This is a genomic window from Mycobacterium shunyiense (assembly GCF_058270075.1).
On sequence record NZ_JBZDPU010000011.1, the window covers coordinates 14,560 to 29,698 of the forward strand.

The window sequence follows — 15,139 nt, forward strand, 5'->3', positions numbered from 1 at the left end:
CCAGCCGACTGGTATGCGGTCTCATTGGATCGGGCGTCAGCCGAAGCGGAGGAGGTCGGTCACGCGCAGGTGGACGTAGGTTCGCCCGGTCGTTCCGAAGTTGGCGAGTTCAGGTGCGCTGTTGATTGCGTCGGCAACCTCGGTCGGCAACTCTTGGAAAGTCGTGACGCTCCGGATTTTTCCGGCGGCGATGAGCTTCTGGATGTAGTGGTGCACGCAGCGAGCCAAGGTGTCCACGCGTTCCCAAAAATCGACACCGTGGCCGGTCACCACTCGGAGCCTGTCGTGGCGGATGTTGCAGACTCCGGTGTAGGTGTAGTGGTCATTGACGAAGCGGACGCGGGCGGTGGGTGCCACGCTGTCGTCGGTGGCGAGGGCGCCGCCTCCTTGTCCTCCGAATAGGGCGACAGTGGCGACGTAGGTGATGGTTGTCACGGGGGAACTCCTTCGCAATCGCTGTTGCCTATAGTCTACATAGCATGTTGCCTATAGGCAACAACACAGCGGCGCGGAGTTCCCGAAATACCTTTTCGTACAAGCTGTTTGATCTGGTTGACCGCTGGCGGTGCTGCGACGCGTAGGCGAGGCCTGGATTGACCGACGCGTGACGCGTCAGCGCCGGAACCCGCGGCGGGCAGGGCGTGGTTCTAGCCCGTCGAACAGGTCGAACCAGGTCTCTGGATCCGGGACGTCGCCCAACCATACGGGCGCGTCGCCGGGGGAGAGGTGCCAGGTCAGGTGTCGGTTCCCAACGAGTGCATCGGTGGCCGACGCCCAGTCTCCGTCGGCTGCAGACTCGGGCAGCGCTGACACTTCCTCGCTGTACTGGCCGTCCATCCACATGGACTGGGCCGTGGCTACCGACAGCACCAGCGCGACCTCTTCAGCCACGCAACGCGGGTAGGGCAAGGTATCGGCTTCCAGGTCGAGGGCGAGGTCGTCGAAGGCCCGGGCCATTTGACGTCGCCACGGAACAGGACATGCCCACGCTGCTTTCGGCAGGCGGTCGAACATCGACCACGAGCCCAAGGACCCCTTCTCCACCCGCAGCACGCCGCGCTCCTCGATATCGTCGTAGCAGTCGTCGGCGTGTACCCAGAGATACGTCCGCAGCAGTTCACGCTGCCTCGGAGTCAGCCTCAATCGAAATGCGGCTACCTGTCCCATTATTCTTCTCCATCCAGCTGAGGGCTCGGCTCGCTCATGACTCCCTATTTGGGTTTCCGACACGTTTGTTTGACCATCATCGTCGTTGAGTACGTCGATGGGGGAGCCGTACAACCGCGCTGGCGGCGGCCAGGTCGGATCGCACTGCCGTGCCCCGATTCGCCGCGTGACTGCGCCCGGGCCGAGGCGATTCGAGCCGCGCCTGACTTGTTATTCGGTCGTGTGGACGGCGGTTCGGCGCTTCGCAGGCGGCTGTGGCGGTCGAGCCGCGTCAAGTGCTCAGCAACCACGCGCGAAAGGTCGCAACGTGTTGGCAAAGTGCTTTCATCGTGGGCGTGTCGGACAACCCAATGGCCCATGCCGCCTGGCCGGCCCACTGCTGAATCGAGTCCAGCTGGGATCGAGCACGTTCAGGAAGAGTGTCGGCGGACTCGAGCCGAGTTGGCGGCGGAGGTGGGTCGCCTGGTGCGATCACCTCTCTGGCCAACGGGGTTGCGTGCCTAATCAACGTCAGGTCGTCGGCGTCAGCGAAGGCTTCAAGGACGGCCTGGATCTCTTTCTCGCACCGTGCTGCCTCCCAGCGTATGGAATCACTGATCCACTGGGCATATTCGGCTGCGGCGACAATCCGAGTTCGGTCACCGGCTGCTATCGCCTTGAGTGCACCGAAGTGCTCGGCGCGATTCAATCGCCGGCTGGCACGCAACGCGTGCAGATCCTCGGTGATGTCGGCTAGTGCGAGAAGGGCGTCTTCGTCCTCTCGGTGCTGGTCAAGGTCTGCCGAAATACGCAGGAGGTCAGTCCGGCAATCCACCAGCAAGTCAGAAGCGAATCGGGTGTGTGTGGGCGAGTATGTCTCGCCGGTGCCCCATTTTTCCATAACATCACGATCCTAAGCAGCGTTGCCGTTCGCGCGCAGCTAGCGACGATATCGTGCCGCTCTCGGATCCGGACAACGGATTGGGCCGATCGATGGCCTGAATGGCAGGCTGCTACAAGCGCTGTTCGGTGTCGAGAAGAATTGTCGTGCGCGCCCATCGGCGGACGCTCCGGCCGGAGAGTGGGACTTGACCCGAACGCACTGCCGCCGTCCAGCGCTGAACAATGCGGGGATCGGGGCCAGGCGCGCAATCGATTTCGGTCTCAATCCGACGAATAGTGTCGACCGAGTTATCGTCCCCGCCGTCAAGTGCGCGCAGCCGTGCTCGACGGCAGTCCAACCGCACTTCGTTCACGAATTGAGTGTAAGGAATCGTTCTCGTTCGTTCGAACATCGGTGGCTGCCCTTCTTTGCACTTACTCCGGAAGGATGTTCTCAATCGTCGGGCCGTTCGACTGCTAGGTGTGCTATTCCATGACATTGGTTACACGGACTGACTCACGCGAAAAGCGTTAAGTCGTCATGTTCTTCACTGGGCGACGTCGGTTCCGGCTCCGTCTCGCGGCGCTTCCGGCGTGCTCGTTGGCGGCAGGTATCGGAGCATGTGCGGCGCGGCCGGCCCGTCTTCGGCTGAGGTAAATCACCGCCGCACTGCGAGCACATCCGAGGCCGCAGAGTTTCGTGACTTCCGTCGGGAGTTTCGTGACATTCAGGGAACGCCTCGCCGCGGAGCCACAGCACGCGACCAACATTCGTCGGATGGTCGGCACCACGCCGGCGGCTCGGACGATCCCAGCCAGGGTGCGCCTTGCGTCGAGCGACTGGCGTGAAGCCGGCGGCCCGCAGTGAAGCGCCCGTTTCGCCGTCCTGGGTGTACGTGATGATCCGCTTGGCGCCAAGCTCCCGGCAGATGCGCCAGACCGCTCCATAGAGCGCTGAGTTGGCGTTTACGGGTGCCGTCCGTGCAGGTCCGGCTCACTTCCAGAGTGTCGCCGCCGTCATCGAACAACCGGGCGGCTCACGATGGCTACGCCCACCAGGGCGTCGGTACCCTTGATCCGGACGCCGATCGACAGCTTGTGTCCGACAGGACTGCCGTGGTGACGGTGGTGCCGTTCAACGAATGCTTGGGCCTCGCGCAGCGTGATGACCTTCGTGGTCAGTCGCGGTCCGTGGTTGCTCACTATCGGTTCCCCTCCGTGGTTTCCCCGTTCCTCTATTGCAGCACGAGGAGCTGACGTGTCGCAGCTCGGCGAAATACTGCCGATGAGATGGCAGGCCACCCGAACGCTCCGCTGACGGCAGCCGGACGTCAACTCTTAGCTCGGTCATACCTACTCCTCGTTGGTTGTGTTCGGCTGTGTGGACGACGGTTCGGTACTTTGTAGGCGACTCAGGGGAGTTCCGGGCAGCCGGGAGGGTAGTGGTGTTTCCTCGATGGCTGTGAGGACTACGTGGTCGATTGGAGTGGTCCATCCGTGTGGGTCGGGGGGAGCGCCGGGGTCGAGGCTGTCGTAGGACGTGGCGTCTTCGGGGGCGCGGGTGACAGTGACTGTCACTGGCACCGCGATCTTCAAAGCCGATAACCCGGCGGTGATGGCGTCAGTGAGATGTTGTGCGTAGTCGGCGAGTTCACGGTCGCGCTGGCGCAACAGGTCTTGTTCGAGCTGGTTGAAAGCGGCGATCTGAGCGTCGTATTCAGCCTCACCAGGCGCTGGGGGAAGGCTGTCCCAATGCTGGATTGCCTCGGCTTGCAACTCGTTGAGCAGTGCCGTTTCGGTCTCGCTGAGCTCGGCGGGGCCCTGGGTGAAGTGCATCTGTAGCCAGCCCTGGTCGTCGACGTCGATCCAGGAAAATGCGGTGAGGCGGGGATCGTCGGTTCGGAATGGTCCAGGTTTGCGAGTGGGCGGTTGCTCCAGTTGGCCGGCCTGCTCATCGAGGGAGAGGGCGGCTGCTTCGTAGGCGTCGTCGTAGGCGTAGTCGAAGTCGCGCAGGATGCTCTCGACCCACAGGGTGACGGTCACCGGTTCTGTGCGGTGGGCGAGCAGGGTAGCGGGGTCGGTGATGTCGTCGCCGACGGTGCTCAGCAGGGTTTCGCCGATTTTGTCGGCCTCCCAAGACCCGGGCCGACCGGAGAGAATCTTCGAGATGCTGCCGATGTTCGCAGCGGCGCCTGCGAGCGCTTGGGTGGCAAACGCGGCCCAGTCGATCGGCTCAGGAGGCGCATCCGGGTCGGGTTCCCACCCGCCTGACGGAGTCCGTCGAGTGCGTGAGGTCGTGAGACGCGCGGCCTCGGTGAGGGCGGTGATTGCGTCATAGAGCACCGAGTGGTAGCTGCGCTGGGTGGCCTCATCGGGGCTGTCGCGCCAGCCCGAATCGTGCAGGGCCGCATCGAGAACTGCATGATAGGGCACGTCGAGGACAGCAGCAGCTGAGCGCAAATTCTCCTGCGAGGGAATGCTTTTGACATTTCCGCTCAGCCAGTTACTCAGGGCTTGGCGGCTGATCCCGATGCGTTGGGCCAATTCGGTGTCCGGCATGCCGGACCGCTGCTTGTGTTGGCGCACCAGCATCCCCAAACGTGAGGTTCGTGGTGTCATCAGTCGGGCTCCGTTCGGCTGTGGGTGCCTTTCCCCGTCTTCGAGGCAGGGGTGTGCCGCGATCACCAGTGTGGGCGCCGCCGTTGGGAATGTCAAGCATCACGAGGCACAAATGACAAGTGCTACTTGTCATAAGATAGCTTATCGGCCTTTATTTAGGCCTTGTATGGGGCTTAATAACGGCCTATAGTCGCCCTATGAGAATAATGCCGATCTCACGCCTGAAAGACAAGATCAACGAATACGTCGACGCCGTATCCCAAACGCACGACCAGATCACCATCACCAAGAACGGTGCGCCGGCCGCAGTCCTGATCGGCGTCGACGAGTGGGAATCTCTGCAAGAGACGTTGCACTGGCTCTCGCAGCCCGGCACCGTCGCCTCAGTCAGCGAATCCGAGGCCGACATCGCCGAAGGCCGCACGTTCGGCGAAGATGAGATCCGGGCGGCCTACCAGGTGCCCCGGCGGACTCCCTGACGTGGGCGCTCCGGATGGCTACGCGACACGCTTTACCGCTACGGCACGTCGTGACCTCGACAAGCTTCCGCCGCGAATCGTGGGCGCAGTCATCGAGTTCGCGTTCGGAGACCTGGCCCGCGAACCGCGGCGCGTCGGCAAGCCGCTCGGACGAGAACTGGTCGGCCAGTACAGCGCGCGCCGGGGTCCCTACCGCCTGTTGTACCGGATTGACGACGAGGCACAGACAATCTGGGTGCACCGAATTGACCACCGGGCCAACATCTACCGCCCCTAGCCCCGTGCCCCCGATCAGCCAACCCCTGCAGGATAAACGTCACTTGACGAAATTGCCGGCTCGAACAGGAGCCGCACATGTCAGACCTCAGAGAGAGGATGTCCCCATGGCAACAACCAACGCACGGTCAGCAGCATGGGCGAAGGTGCGGACGGCTTCGAGCGTGCTGCTCGGACTAGCTCTCATCGGCTATGTGATGGTCACCGGAATCCGCCTGATGGCAGGGCTAATCGCCCCCGGGATCTGGGGATATCTCGGCGTGGCCGGCTACCTAACGCTGGTCGGACCGGCGCCATTCCTGTTGCTGCTCAACAGGAACACTCGCTGGGTCGTACGCAACCTGGGCCCAGCGCTCCTCATTGGAGCCACGACGATTGCATTGGCCGTGGCCGGTGGCAACCACGGATGGCCGGCGTGGATGGCGGCGGCCTGGATCCTCGTTCTACCGACGGGATATCTCGTGGCACGTGGCCTTGCGTCCCTGCCGGTACGACTCACTCGACGGCGCGCAGCTCGACTGTTACGTCGACGCAGCGCCGGAACCGCGAATGCGTGGAGTGACGACGAGTGGGAATGGGCATTCACCCAGATCGGCACCCCCATTTCGCTCGACCTGGCCGCGCGGTGCCAAGCCCGCCAATCACTGCTTCGGACGACCGAGTTCACCACGAAACGGGCGGTTTCCGTGCCCTGATCATCACATGGATTGAGAGAGGATTGAGAGTATGACAAGGCAATATGACGAGTTGCCGCCCGTTTCGGCGGCGCCGTTGTCGCGAATCCGTCGGGGTTTCATCGTCGCGGAGGGGTGCGCGGTTGGCCTTTTGGCGGGCACCGTTGCGGCAGTCGTCGCGCTGTCTGTAGGCCCTTGGATGGTGAAGTTGATCGTGTCTGTTTCGGCGGAGGCTATCGACGATCAACCAGCAGGGGCGGGGTCATTCGGTGGTGGCCCGTCCTGGTATATGTGGCTTGCCGCAGGGGTTCTCGGCCTGCTCGTGGCCGGGGTTGTTGGGTTTGAGGCAGTCGAGAAACGTATTGATGACGCCCAGCTGCGCGTACATGTGGCCATGTACCGCGACGTGATTGAACAGCACATGCGTAGCGAAGCTGCGCTGAGAGCAGCCACCGACGACTACGCCCCTTGCAACGATGGCGGGCGGCGCTCCTCAGCGCCACCCCGGTAGGTCGAAGACACAATGGCGACAATGAAAGCAGCCGCCGGCGAGGAGATCGGCAACGAGGCGATGCGGCGCGCCGACGCCGGCCTGCCGGATGCCCAGCCGCCGTACGACCTGCTTGAGCGGCACCTGGCTGATCCCATTCCTGGCGTGTATGTGCTCGACCGAGAACTGTTCCTGTACTTGCGAAGTCGCTTCGGCGTAGCGGAAACACTTGTTGGCTTTTGAGGAGGCGGAACGCCGCCGCGCCGCCGGCCGTTTCTACACCATGGACGATTATCTCGCCGAGCAATGAGCGAAGAGTCAGTAGCTGCGGTGGGGGTCGGGGTGGCGCGCACTTACCCGATGATGGATGAGGCGAGTTGAACGAGGCCGAGGACAGCGAAGCCGACCGGTGTGGCTAGCACCGCGGCCAACGCCACGTTGACTGCGCCCAGGGGCCCTGTCGGGAACCCACCGTGTCCAAGGCAGGTGTCACGGTTGAGGGGCTGCGCGGCGCCCGTCGAAGTTGACGAACGAACACCCTGGTCCTGGCCTCGGCCTATACATCGGCTCGGCGCATACATCGCAGTAAAAGACACGATGAATGGTTCCGCATTGGCATGCTTGGCTGCCCACCTGATATTTGCCAGGTTCGAGTCGATGGCCGTGGCAGCAGCGCTCAGGCGGCCCTGGCTCCACCCATCCCTGAGGCGTGCGCTTCAACCGCCATTCGCTCATGCCTACGAATTATCCACCTCCCCAGCTCCCCCACTCCCCTAGCCTCGTTCAACGGCAGGATCAGCACTCCTTCGAGCGAGCCCGACCGCGATCCCCGGCGTACCTCTCCCCCGGTGGATCGTCGTGAGAGGCTCCGCTCGACTGAGACCTGCACGGTTAGCTGAAACGCCAACCGAAGTACGTGCAGCGACTTAAAATGGGGTTGTGACACCAGCGCGGCCCGCCGTCTTTATCGGCTCATCGAGCGAGCGCCTCGATGTCGCGAATAAGCTGCAGGTCTTGCTCGATCATGCTGCAGAGTGCGAGGTTTGGAGTCAGGGAGTGTTCGGCCTGGGTTCCTTGACGCTCCAATCGCTCGCGGCCGTACGTCACAAGTTCGACTTTGCCGTTCTTGTTCTTGACGTGGACGATACGGCTGTTTCGAGGGGCGATGCCAAGAGCATTCCGCGTGACAACGTCATCTTTGAGCTAGGACTTTTTATGGGGGCGCTCGGCCATGAACGCACCTTTATTGTTTACGATCGCAGTCGGCCTCCTGATTTGCCAAGCGATCTTGCCGGTGTAACAGCCGCCACCTATCAACCGCATGCGTCGGGGATCACTCAAGGCGCGCTCGGCGCGGCTGCGACCCGCATCGAAGAGGAAATGCGTCGTGTTGGGCGGCGCACCGCGGTGCCCGCTGACGTCGATCATTCAGAGCCGAGAATTAGTGAACTGATCCAGATCCGCCAGCGCTACACCCTGAGCGTTGACAGTCCAAGGCACTTGGACATGGAGTACTACCGGCGTCAGAAAATTCGTTGCAATGCGCCGGACGGTCTGAAGAGCCACGCCCTCGTTTGGACACGAACTTCCGACGCGTTGCCACCGTTTGATGCCAGCGAGCCGACCATCAGGCTCCGCTCGCCTGAGCGCACAGGTGCGGGAACCGCTTATCTCGCCGACGGACCGCGGAGAAACAACGCCTCGGCTTTCACTCTCGATCTGAAGTTTGACCCCCCTCTGGTGTTCGGGGAGACGATCGACTTCACGATCGACGGCACGTTTCGAAATTATCGATTTTCGCGGGCAGAGGACCTGCGTGTGGCTACGAAAGACACCCCGATCGGCCAACGGGACTTTGACTTCCTCTCGTGGACGGTGAATCATCCGACTCGTGAGCTGGATTTCACTGTCGACTTGCCGGCGGACGTCGGCATTACCGCGTGGGGGCCCAGGAGCAGTCGTCGTAAAGACGCGTTTCCTATAGCGAACGGTCCGAATGTTGCGCTGAACGAGGAGTACGACTGCACTGAGGAAACAGACGGCGGCCAGAGGTTCGTCCGAATGCAGTTGCGTGTTCAGGAGCCGAAGTTGAATTGTCGCTATCGATTGGCGTGGAAACTGCCGTGAGAGCTTTCGGCCGGGTTTTAGTTGGCCGGTTGGCCTCAGGGATCGAGTTGGCCACGATGGCGCGGCCGGTCCGGACGGTGAGTCTTAGTCAGGATCCGTGCCGAGCGAACAGCGGGTGTAATCGGATATCTTCATGCCAACGCGGACCGAGGATTTCGACGGCGGACCATAGGGCGATCGCTGGCGCGGCCGGTCCCGTCAGGCGTAGCGGTTCGTATTCATCGCCGAATGCCAGGGTGACGCTGCGCTGGGCCAGGTCGGGATAGAACTCGGTTGCGTGGACGAACCAGAATGACTCCAGCTGTCCATCAAATGCGGGGCACAGCAGCCGGTGGGTTGTCACAGTGACGGGGACATAGCATTGGTCGCGCCACGCTGGGATTTGGTCGCGTTCGATGCGGCGTCTCTGCCGGCGGTCCATGATCCCTTGCGCGGCAAGCATGCCGAGAGTGAGGCCCACTCCCCCAAGGATCATGGTTCGGGAGCGGCCGTAGTGTCCATCACCACCGCCGCGTAGGCGACTGTAGTGTGCCTCGGTTTGGATGTAGACGCTCTCGTCAGATTGCAGGACTGGCCCGAACGTCGGAACGGCTGGAGGTTCGTATCCGGCGAGAAGCGCAGCGGCCGCGCCGGCGGCATACTCCCACCACGGATCACGTGCGGACGCCGTTGCGGGCGGTGAGTGTTGGTAGGTCTGCAAGGTCACTGCCACTCCCCTTTCCGCTAGCTGGCGCTGACTGTCGCCTCCTGCGCCTGACCGTAGCCCAAGGGTCCGACACGGGCTGCAGTCAAACGACTACCCCCAGTATTGCACACTTAGTGTTCACGAATTGCTCATTATATTTACTGGCGAACTTCGTGGCAGGCGACTGCCCTAACCAACCTGGGGTGAGGCGCGAACGCAACTGACATGCCGATGTAGATACGAATCCGATGGGGCCTATGGATGAGCAGTACGTCCGGTCGGACTCCGTGAGATGGCGACTCGGCAGCTTGGGTGTACAACGCCGCCAGCCGCTACGGAGGTCGCAATGATGCTGGGGCGCTTGGTAATTTGTTGGTGACGTCAGGGGCGCTCTGAATCTGAGGGGGCGCAGGCCGAGCGCCCCTTGACGTCAAGTTTGAAGCTACCACCGGGTGGCGAATTCTCTGTCACGGCTAGCGTTCAAGGCCGTCCTGTCCTTGATCGCGACCCCGCAGTTCGCGGCGATATTCGGCGGCACGACGTTGTTCGGTGAATCGTTGTGCGGCGCGGTAGCTGTCCGCGTCGGGCAGGCCGGACTGTTCGATCAATGCTGGGGTGGGGTTGAGGTGCAGGGACCAGCCGGGCTCGCGGCCGGCGTGTTGTAGCCGTTGTGCGGCTTCGGCGGCGGCGGCTTGAGCCGCTTCGCTTTGAGCTTCCATGCGCAGTTGTGCGGTCAAGACCGACAGTTCCTCTCGTTTGGCTGTCAGTTCTTCGGCGTGCTCGAACGCTCCCAGCTGTGTTGAGTCGAGGTCGTCGATTTCGGCTTCTAGGCGGGTGCGGCGCTGCGTGAGCCGGGAGTGATGGTTAGGCAGGTCCTTGTACAGATTTTCGGCTCGTTGGAGTAGTCCACGTGCTTTGGCCGCGCCGCTGTTTTCGCCGGCGTCGGTCAGGGTGGGTGCGCTGGCCATCAGGTCGTCGCGTTCGATCACGATCTCGGGTGAGGGAACGTCGAGTGAGAGGATCAGTTGGCCTTTGATGTGGTCACGGCGTGCGGTGATACCGATGCCGTTGATGGTGGCTCCGACCGGTCGGTGGTCGTAGTGGGCGCTGTCGCGCAAGGCCTGGAAGGTTTTGCGGCAGGCCGCGGCGAAGGGTTCGGCGGCGTTTTTGCGTTCGGCGAAAGACCGCTCCCCCACTGCCATCGCCGCTGGGAGTTCGCAGTGACGTCGGACGGTGTCAAGGATGGGATCGAGTTGGGTGAGGTCTTCGTTGATTGCGTCGAGTTCCTTGTGGCAATAGCGCAGTTGCTGTCGCCGGCGGGCACTGGCTTCGTCGTGGGCGTTGGCCAACGCTTGCAGTCGTTTGACCTCGTCGTCGAGTTTGACCTGTTTGATGAAGCGTGGGTCGCCGGTGGCGATCGCTTTGGTTTCCGCGGCGGCGTTGCTCATGTCGCCGCCGGCGATGTCCTCGATCTCATCGACGACGACATTTCCTCGTCGGTACTGGTCGATGAAGGTGGCTTTAGCTTCGACTTTCTGCCACATGACCGTGTCGTAGCTGCCTGCTGTCACATAGTTGAGGATTTCGATGGTTTCGTTTTGATTCCCTTGCCGGATCACTCGCCCTTCGCGTTGTTCGAGATCTGCTGGGCGCCAAGGCACATCGACATGGTGTTCAGCGGTGGCCCGGGTTTGCACGTTGGTCCCGGTGCCCATTTTCTCGGTGGAACCGACCAATACGGACACTGCTCCGTGGGTGCAGTCTCGGAAGAGGCGCAGTTTGTCGGCGGGTTTGACCGCGTCGTGGATGAAGCGGATGCTGTCGGCTGGCATGCCGCGTTCGATGAGTTCGTCACGTAGGGCGCCGTAGAGGGTGAACTGGTCGGCGTGTTTGGAGGGTGTGCCGCGGTCGCAGAACACAATTTGCAGGCCGCCGGGTATCGGCATGGGCTGGCCGGTTTCTGGGTCGATGTAGATGTTGTCGGCGGTGGCTGTGTGGATCCGCATGATTTCGTCTGCGACTACCGAGGCTCGGCTGGTTTCTGGTTTGTCCAGATGCGCCAGGCGCGGATCCAGCGAGACGTTGCGGCCATCGTTGGAGATCTTGAGGACGTTGTCGTATTCGAGGTGCTCGGTGTCGATGTTGGTGGCTCGCCAGCCGAGGTCTGCGATGAAGTCTTTGACTTCCTGGCTCGGTGTGATGCTGATGATCTTGCGTTGTCCGCCAGCCAGAGTTGGGAGCTTCATCGGTACGTCGTCGCGGCTGACGACGTCGGTGAAGACACCTGAAATTGCTTGGAGTTCTTGTAGATTGCAGAATCTTCCGACGCGCGTCACCGGTCGCAGGTTGGTTCCGGTGGCGTTGACTTCGACTGTGTTGATCGTGGTGGTGAAGGTGGCGCCCCAGTCGTTGATGTTGGCTACCCCGGCGGCCTCGAGTAGATCTGGGCGCAGGTAGCTCTGCATCACCCACAGCTCCCCGAGGCTGTTGGCGATGGGGGTACCGGTGGCGAAGGTGGCTACTCGTTCCACGATTTGGTCGGGTCGTAGGCCGGCAGCGCGGCCTTCGTCGCGGCGGCGTTGGCGTAGGAGTTCGATTTTCATGGCCAGGTCTTCGGCGCGTTGGGAGGCCGCCGCGCAGGACAGCTCCTCGATGTTGGAGACTCTGCCCTTGTTCTTGTACAAATGCGCCTCATCGATGAACAGGTAGTCGCATCCGGTTTGTTCGAATCGCAATCCGGTGTCTTTGCGCTTTTGGTCGGTCAGTTCCTCCAGGCGTGCTTTGAGCTTCTTTTCGGCTAGTTCCAGGCGTTTCTTGCTGACTTTGTTGACCGCGTCGGCGCGTTGGTTTTCCAGTGCATCGAGCTCTTTGTTGATGTGGGCTGCTTTGAGTTCGTCGCTGACCCCGATCGCGGTGAACAGGCTTTGTGGAACGATGACCATGTCCCAATCGGTGGCCGCTGACTGTGCTGCCAGGCGCCGGCGGCCTTCGGGGTCGGTGGCGGCGGCTCCCATGAGAACGTTGGCGGCTGGGTACCATTGCTTGGCTTCGCGGCCGAACTGTTCAATCAGGTGGTTGGGCACCACAATCCAGGGCTGTTGGACCAGGCCTAGTCGGCGCAGTTCCATGGCGGCCATAAACATGGTGCCCGTTTTGCCGGCCCCGACGACATGGTCGAGCAGCACGCTGGGTTCGGCGATGATGCGTGCGACGGCGTCGCGCTGGTAGGGGTGGGGCTCGAAACGCTCGGATAGTCCGGGAAGGGCGAGGCTGGCGCCGCTGTGCCGGGGTGCGACAAGGCTGTTGAAGCGGCGGTTGAATTCGGTGACCAGCGTTTCGCGGCGTTGGTCGTCGCTGAAGATCCAGCGCTGGAATTCTCCGGTGATCTTGGTTGCTTTGGCCTGGGCAGCGAAGGTGGCTTCGGTGTCGATCGAGGGGCCGCCGCGGGTCTCGATGTCTTCCTTGCTGCGTTCGATGACAATGGGTTTGGAGTTGCAGACGGCATCGAGCAACTCGATGGCGTCGCGGCTGCCGGTCCCCCAGGTCTCGGTCATTGCCACGGTGGTGCGTTGGTAGTCGGGGCATTCCACCGACCAGGTGCCGTTGACGTGGTCGACGGTGACTCGTTCGGCACCGAACACTTCGCGGGCGAACTGGGCGACGTAGCGCGCGTCGATCCAGGGGGCGCCTGGGCGGGCCTTGATCCTTGACGCTTCTTTGTCTGGCGGTAGCACCGTGCGCAGTGCACTGACGTAATCGTTGTAGGCGCTGTTGTGTTCGGCGGCGGCGGTGGCTGCGGCGAGCTTTTCGCGGACGTTGCCCGACAGTGCTGTGGCGGCCGGAATGAGTTCGTCAGGGTCGTTGAGCGACGGGTAGACCAGTCCGTGCAATTGTTGTTCGGCGGCATCGGCGGAGATATCGAGGAGGCCGGCAATGTAATCGATGTCGACGCGGCGGTGACGATCCAGGCAGACGGCCAGGGCGTCGGTGATGTTGTCGGCGCGTTCGAGCTGGTTGCGGGCGGTGAGGACGTCGACGGAGAAGATCGGGGCTTTGAGGGCCTTTCCGGTCTGTTCGTCAAAGATCTCCAGGCTGGCAACATCGGCCCAGCCCGGGTCGTTTTTCATCCCGCCATCGAGGTGCGGGCGGCGCTTGTAGGGTGCGCGTTCGGCCCATCCGGCTTCGTCCCAGCGTGCCATGAGTTCGGCCGGCACTGGTCCTCGGTAGGGGCGGCCGTCGCTGCCCTGGCTTTTGCGCCAGCGTTCTTCTGCGGCGGCGACTTTGCGGTCATGGGCTTGTTGCGTGGGGGGTTTGGGGTAGATCCATTTGAATCGGTTGATGGGCCCGTGTTTGGTGACGTACGCGTCGTAGAGGCGGTTGAGGTGGCCTCGGAGCTGCTCCCGCTGGGCGGCGGGTTGGCCGTCACGTTGGGAAGCGATCACTGCGGTGGCGGCGTCGCGCAAGTCGATGAGCTCACGGGTCTCGGCGATCTGGCTCTTGGGCGTGCGTTGCTCTTCCCAACCGAATCGGTTCCACCGTTGGATGCTTTGCGTCTCGGGGTTGTAACGCAGTGTGTCGAGCGGGATTTTGGCACGTCGATCTACGGCGGTGATGAGGCCTGGATCGAATGTTGCCTCACTGACTTCAGTGCAGGTGCTCGCGGTGGCAGTCAGCCCGAACCCGTGTTGCTTGGCTGCGGTGACAATCTGGTGGAGTTGGCCGGTGAGGGCGTCCACCAGGTCGGTGTTGTCTTGGCCGGTGACGTTGAGGGTGACTGAGCCGTGGATGCCATGTCCAGCGGAGAAGTCACCGAGTACACGTTCGGGATGGTCGTGGAAGTAGGCGTTGACCGGAATATCGACCAACCCTTGGTCGGTGTCCAGGGTGACCGGTTCGCTGTGCAGCCACGACGCTTCGCGCACCGGTTCGTCCTCGTCGCGGCGGCGCAGAACAAGGACATCGGTGACAACTTCGGTGCCGGCAACCCTGCGGAAAGCCGCGGTAGGCAGGCGCACTGCGCCCAGCAGGTCGGCTCGCTCGGCGATCGCGCGTCGGGCTTTTGAGTCGACGTTGTCGAGGGTGTATCGGGAGGTGAGCACCATGACGTAGCCGCCGGGCGCGGTGAGATCTAGCGACTTGATGATGAAGTGGTTGTGAATCGAGAACCGTTGCGGATTGTGGGCCGGGTCGTAGACGGTGAACTGCCCAAACGGCACATTTCCGATAACTGCTGCAAAGCTCGCGCCGGGCACGCGGGTGGTCTCGAAGCCTTCCGAGCGAACTTGGGCTGAGGGGTAGAGCGCGGCCGCGACCGCGGCGGTGGTGGGGTCGTTCTCGACACCGACCATGACTGCCTCTTGTGGTGCCAAGCCGATGAATGTTCCTGACCCGCAGCCTGGTTCGAGGACTCTGCCACCAGCGAATCCGGCTTCAGACAAGGCGTGCCACATCGCTGCGGCGATCTGCGGGTCGGTGTAGTGCGCGTTGAGCACGCTGGCCTCAGCTGCGCGGTAGTCCTCAGGGCTGAGGACGTCTTGCAGGTAAGCGCGTTCGCTGGCGTAGGTGTTGGTACGGCGATCGAACACCTCGGGGACCGCTCCCCATCCCGACCAGCACGCCAGTGTTTCCTGCTCTTCGGCGGTGGCGGGCCGGTCTTCGGCGCGAAGTCGTTCCAGCACATCGATGACAGCGATGTTGGCCTGGATGCGCGCTTTGGCGCCGGAGGCCACGCGAATATCGGTGCCTGGTTGAAAATCGTGAG

Annotated in this window: 14 protein-coding genes; 7 read left to right on the forward strand and 7 right to left on the reverse strand. The window is 62.5% G+C overall.

The features are described from left to right. Positions 1-36: 36 nt before the first annotated feature. A complete protein-coding gene (locus tag AC4ELH_RS09065; protein WP_171504746.1) occupies positions 37-435 on the reverse strand; it encodes a hypothetical protein in 399 nt (132 codons plus the stop codon). A 177-nt stretch (positions 436-612) separates the two neighbouring features. After that, positions 613-1,167, reverse strand: a complete 555-nt coding sequence (locus tag AC4ELH_RS09070; protein ID WP_498884166.1) for a hypothetical protein — start codon at positions 1,165-1,167, stop codon at positions 613-615. A 496-nt stretch (positions 1,168-1,663) separates the two neighbouring features. On the opposite strand from AC4ELH_RS09070, the gene AC4ELH_RS09075 reads away from it, so the two are divergent. Further along, the gene (locus tag AC4ELH_RS09075) at positions 1,664-1,903 is read left to right on the forward strand and encodes a hypothetical protein (protein ID WP_498884168.1); all 240 of its coding nucleotides are present in this window, start codon (positions 1,664-1,666) and stop codon (positions 1,901-1,903) included. 642 nt (positions 1,904-2,545) lie between these two features. Here the strand turns inward: AC4ELH_RS09075 and AC4ELH_RS09080 are convergent. From AC4ELH_RS09080 to AC4ELH_RS09090, 3 genes are all read right to left on the reverse strand, one after another. Further along, on the reverse strand, positions 2,546-2,959 hold the full coding sequence (locus AC4ELH_RS09080; RefSeq protein ID WP_409552838.1) for an XF1762 family protein: 414 nt from the start codon (positions 2,957-2,959) through the stop codon (positions 2,546-2,548). An 86-nt stretch (positions 2,960-3,045) separates the two neighbouring features. Further along, the gene (locus AC4ELH_RS09085; protein ID WP_409552782.1) at positions 3,046-3,231 is read right to left on the reverse strand and encodes an XF1762 family protein; all 186 of its coding nucleotides are present in this window, start codon (positions 3,229-3,231) and stop codon (positions 3,046-3,048) included. 150 nt (positions 3,232-3,381) lie between these two features. Next, complete coding sequence (locus AC4ELH_RS09090; RefSeq protein ID WP_498884170.1) at positions 3,382-4,647, reverse strand: helix-turn-helix domain-containing protein; 1,266 nt, start codon at positions 4,645-4,647, stop codon at positions 3,382-3,384. Positions 4,648-4,844: 197 nt separating this feature from the next. On the opposite strand from AC4ELH_RS09090, the gene AC4ELH_RS09095 reads away from it, so the two are divergent. The 6 genes from AC4ELH_RS09095 (at position 4,845) to AC4ELH_RS09120 (ending at position 8,693) form a co-directional block, all read left to right on the forward strand. Further along, positions 4,845-5,126, forward strand: coding sequence for a type II toxin-antitoxin system Phd/YefM family antitoxin (locus AC4ELH_RS09095; RefSeq protein ID WP_396911600.1), 282 nt, complete (start codon positions 4,845-4,847; stop codon positions 5,124-5,126). A 1-nt stretch (position 5,127) separates the two neighbouring features. Next, on the forward strand, positions 5,128-5,403 hold the full coding sequence (locus AC4ELH_RS09100; protein WP_498884172.1) for a type II toxin-antitoxin system RelE family toxin: 276 nt from the start codon (positions 5,128-5,130) through the stop codon (positions 5,401-5,403). 106 nt (positions 5,404-5,509) lie between these two features. Further along, the gene (locus tag AC4ELH_RS09105; protein WP_454231422.1) at positions 5,510-6,097 is read left to right on the forward strand and encodes a hypothetical protein; all 588 of its coding nucleotides are present in this window, start codon (positions 5,510-5,512) and stop codon (positions 6,095-6,097) included. Between the two features lie 31 nt (positions 6,098-6,128). Beyond that, complete coding sequence (locus AC4ELH_RS09110) at positions 6,129-6,587, forward strand: hypothetical protein (protein ID WP_454231423.1); 459 nt, start codon at positions 6,129-6,131, stop codon at positions 6,585-6,587. Positions 6,588-6,608: 21 nt separating this feature from the next. Continuing rightward, positions 6,609-6,809 carry a hypothetical protein gene (locus AC4ELH_RS09115; protein ID WP_454231424.1) on the forward strand — a complete coding sequence of 67 codons (201 nt, stop codon included), beginning with the start codon at positions 6,609-6,611 and terminating at the stop codon, positions 6,807-6,809. A gap of 696 nt (positions 6,810-7,505) precedes the next feature. Further along, a complete protein-coding gene (locus AC4ELH_RS09120; protein WP_409552816.1) occupies positions 7,506-8,693 on the forward strand; it encodes a TIR domain-containing protein in 1,188 nt (395 codons plus the stop codon). Positions 8,694-8,781: 88 nt separating this feature from the next. Here AC4ELH_RS09120 and AC4ELH_RS09125 read toward each other — a convergent pair whose 3' ends face one another. Then, positions 8,782-9,153 (reverse strand): hypothetical protein, encoded by a 372-nt coding sequence (locus AC4ELH_RS09125; protein ID WP_454231425.1) that lies wholly within the window; start codon positions 9,151-9,153, stop codon positions 8,782-8,784. Between the two features lie 698 nt (positions 9,154-9,851). After that, positions 9,852-15,107, reverse strand: a complete 5,256-nt coding sequence (locus tag AC4ELH_RS09130) for a helicase-like domain-containing protein (protein ID WP_498884176.1) — start codon at positions 15,105-15,107, stop codon at positions 9,852-9,854. Between the last annotated feature and the right edge of the window lie 32 nt (positions 15,108-15,139).

What these genes read in the sequence shown, in the direction of transcription:
- AC4ELH_RS09115 (WP_454231424.1), top strand. Translation starts at nt 6,609, where the DNA reads ATGAAAGCAGCCGCCGGCGAGGAGATCGGCAACGAGGCGATGCGGCGC.
- AC4ELH_RS09090 (WP_498884170.1), bottom strand. Translation starts at nt 4,647, where the DNA reads ATGACACCACGAACCTCACGTTTGGGGATGCTGGTGCGCCAACACAAG.
- AC4ELH_RS09095 (WP_396911600.1), top strand. Translation starts at nt 4,845, where the DNA reads ATGAGAATAATGCCGATCTCACGCCTGAAAGACAAGATCAACGAATAC.
- AC4ELH_RS09105 (WP_454231422.1), top strand. Translation starts at nt 5,510, where the DNA reads ATGGCAACAACCAACGCACGGTCAGCAGCATGGGCGAAGGTGCGGACG.
- AC4ELH_RS09070 (WP_498884166.1), bottom strand. Translation starts at nt 1,167, where the DNA reads ATGGGACAGGTAGCCGCATTTCGATTGAGGCTGACTCCGAGGCAGCGT.
- AC4ELH_RS09110 (WP_454231423.1), top strand. Translation starts at nt 6,129, where the DNA reads ATGACAAGGCAATATGACGAGTTGCCGCCCGTTTCGGCGGCGCCGTTG.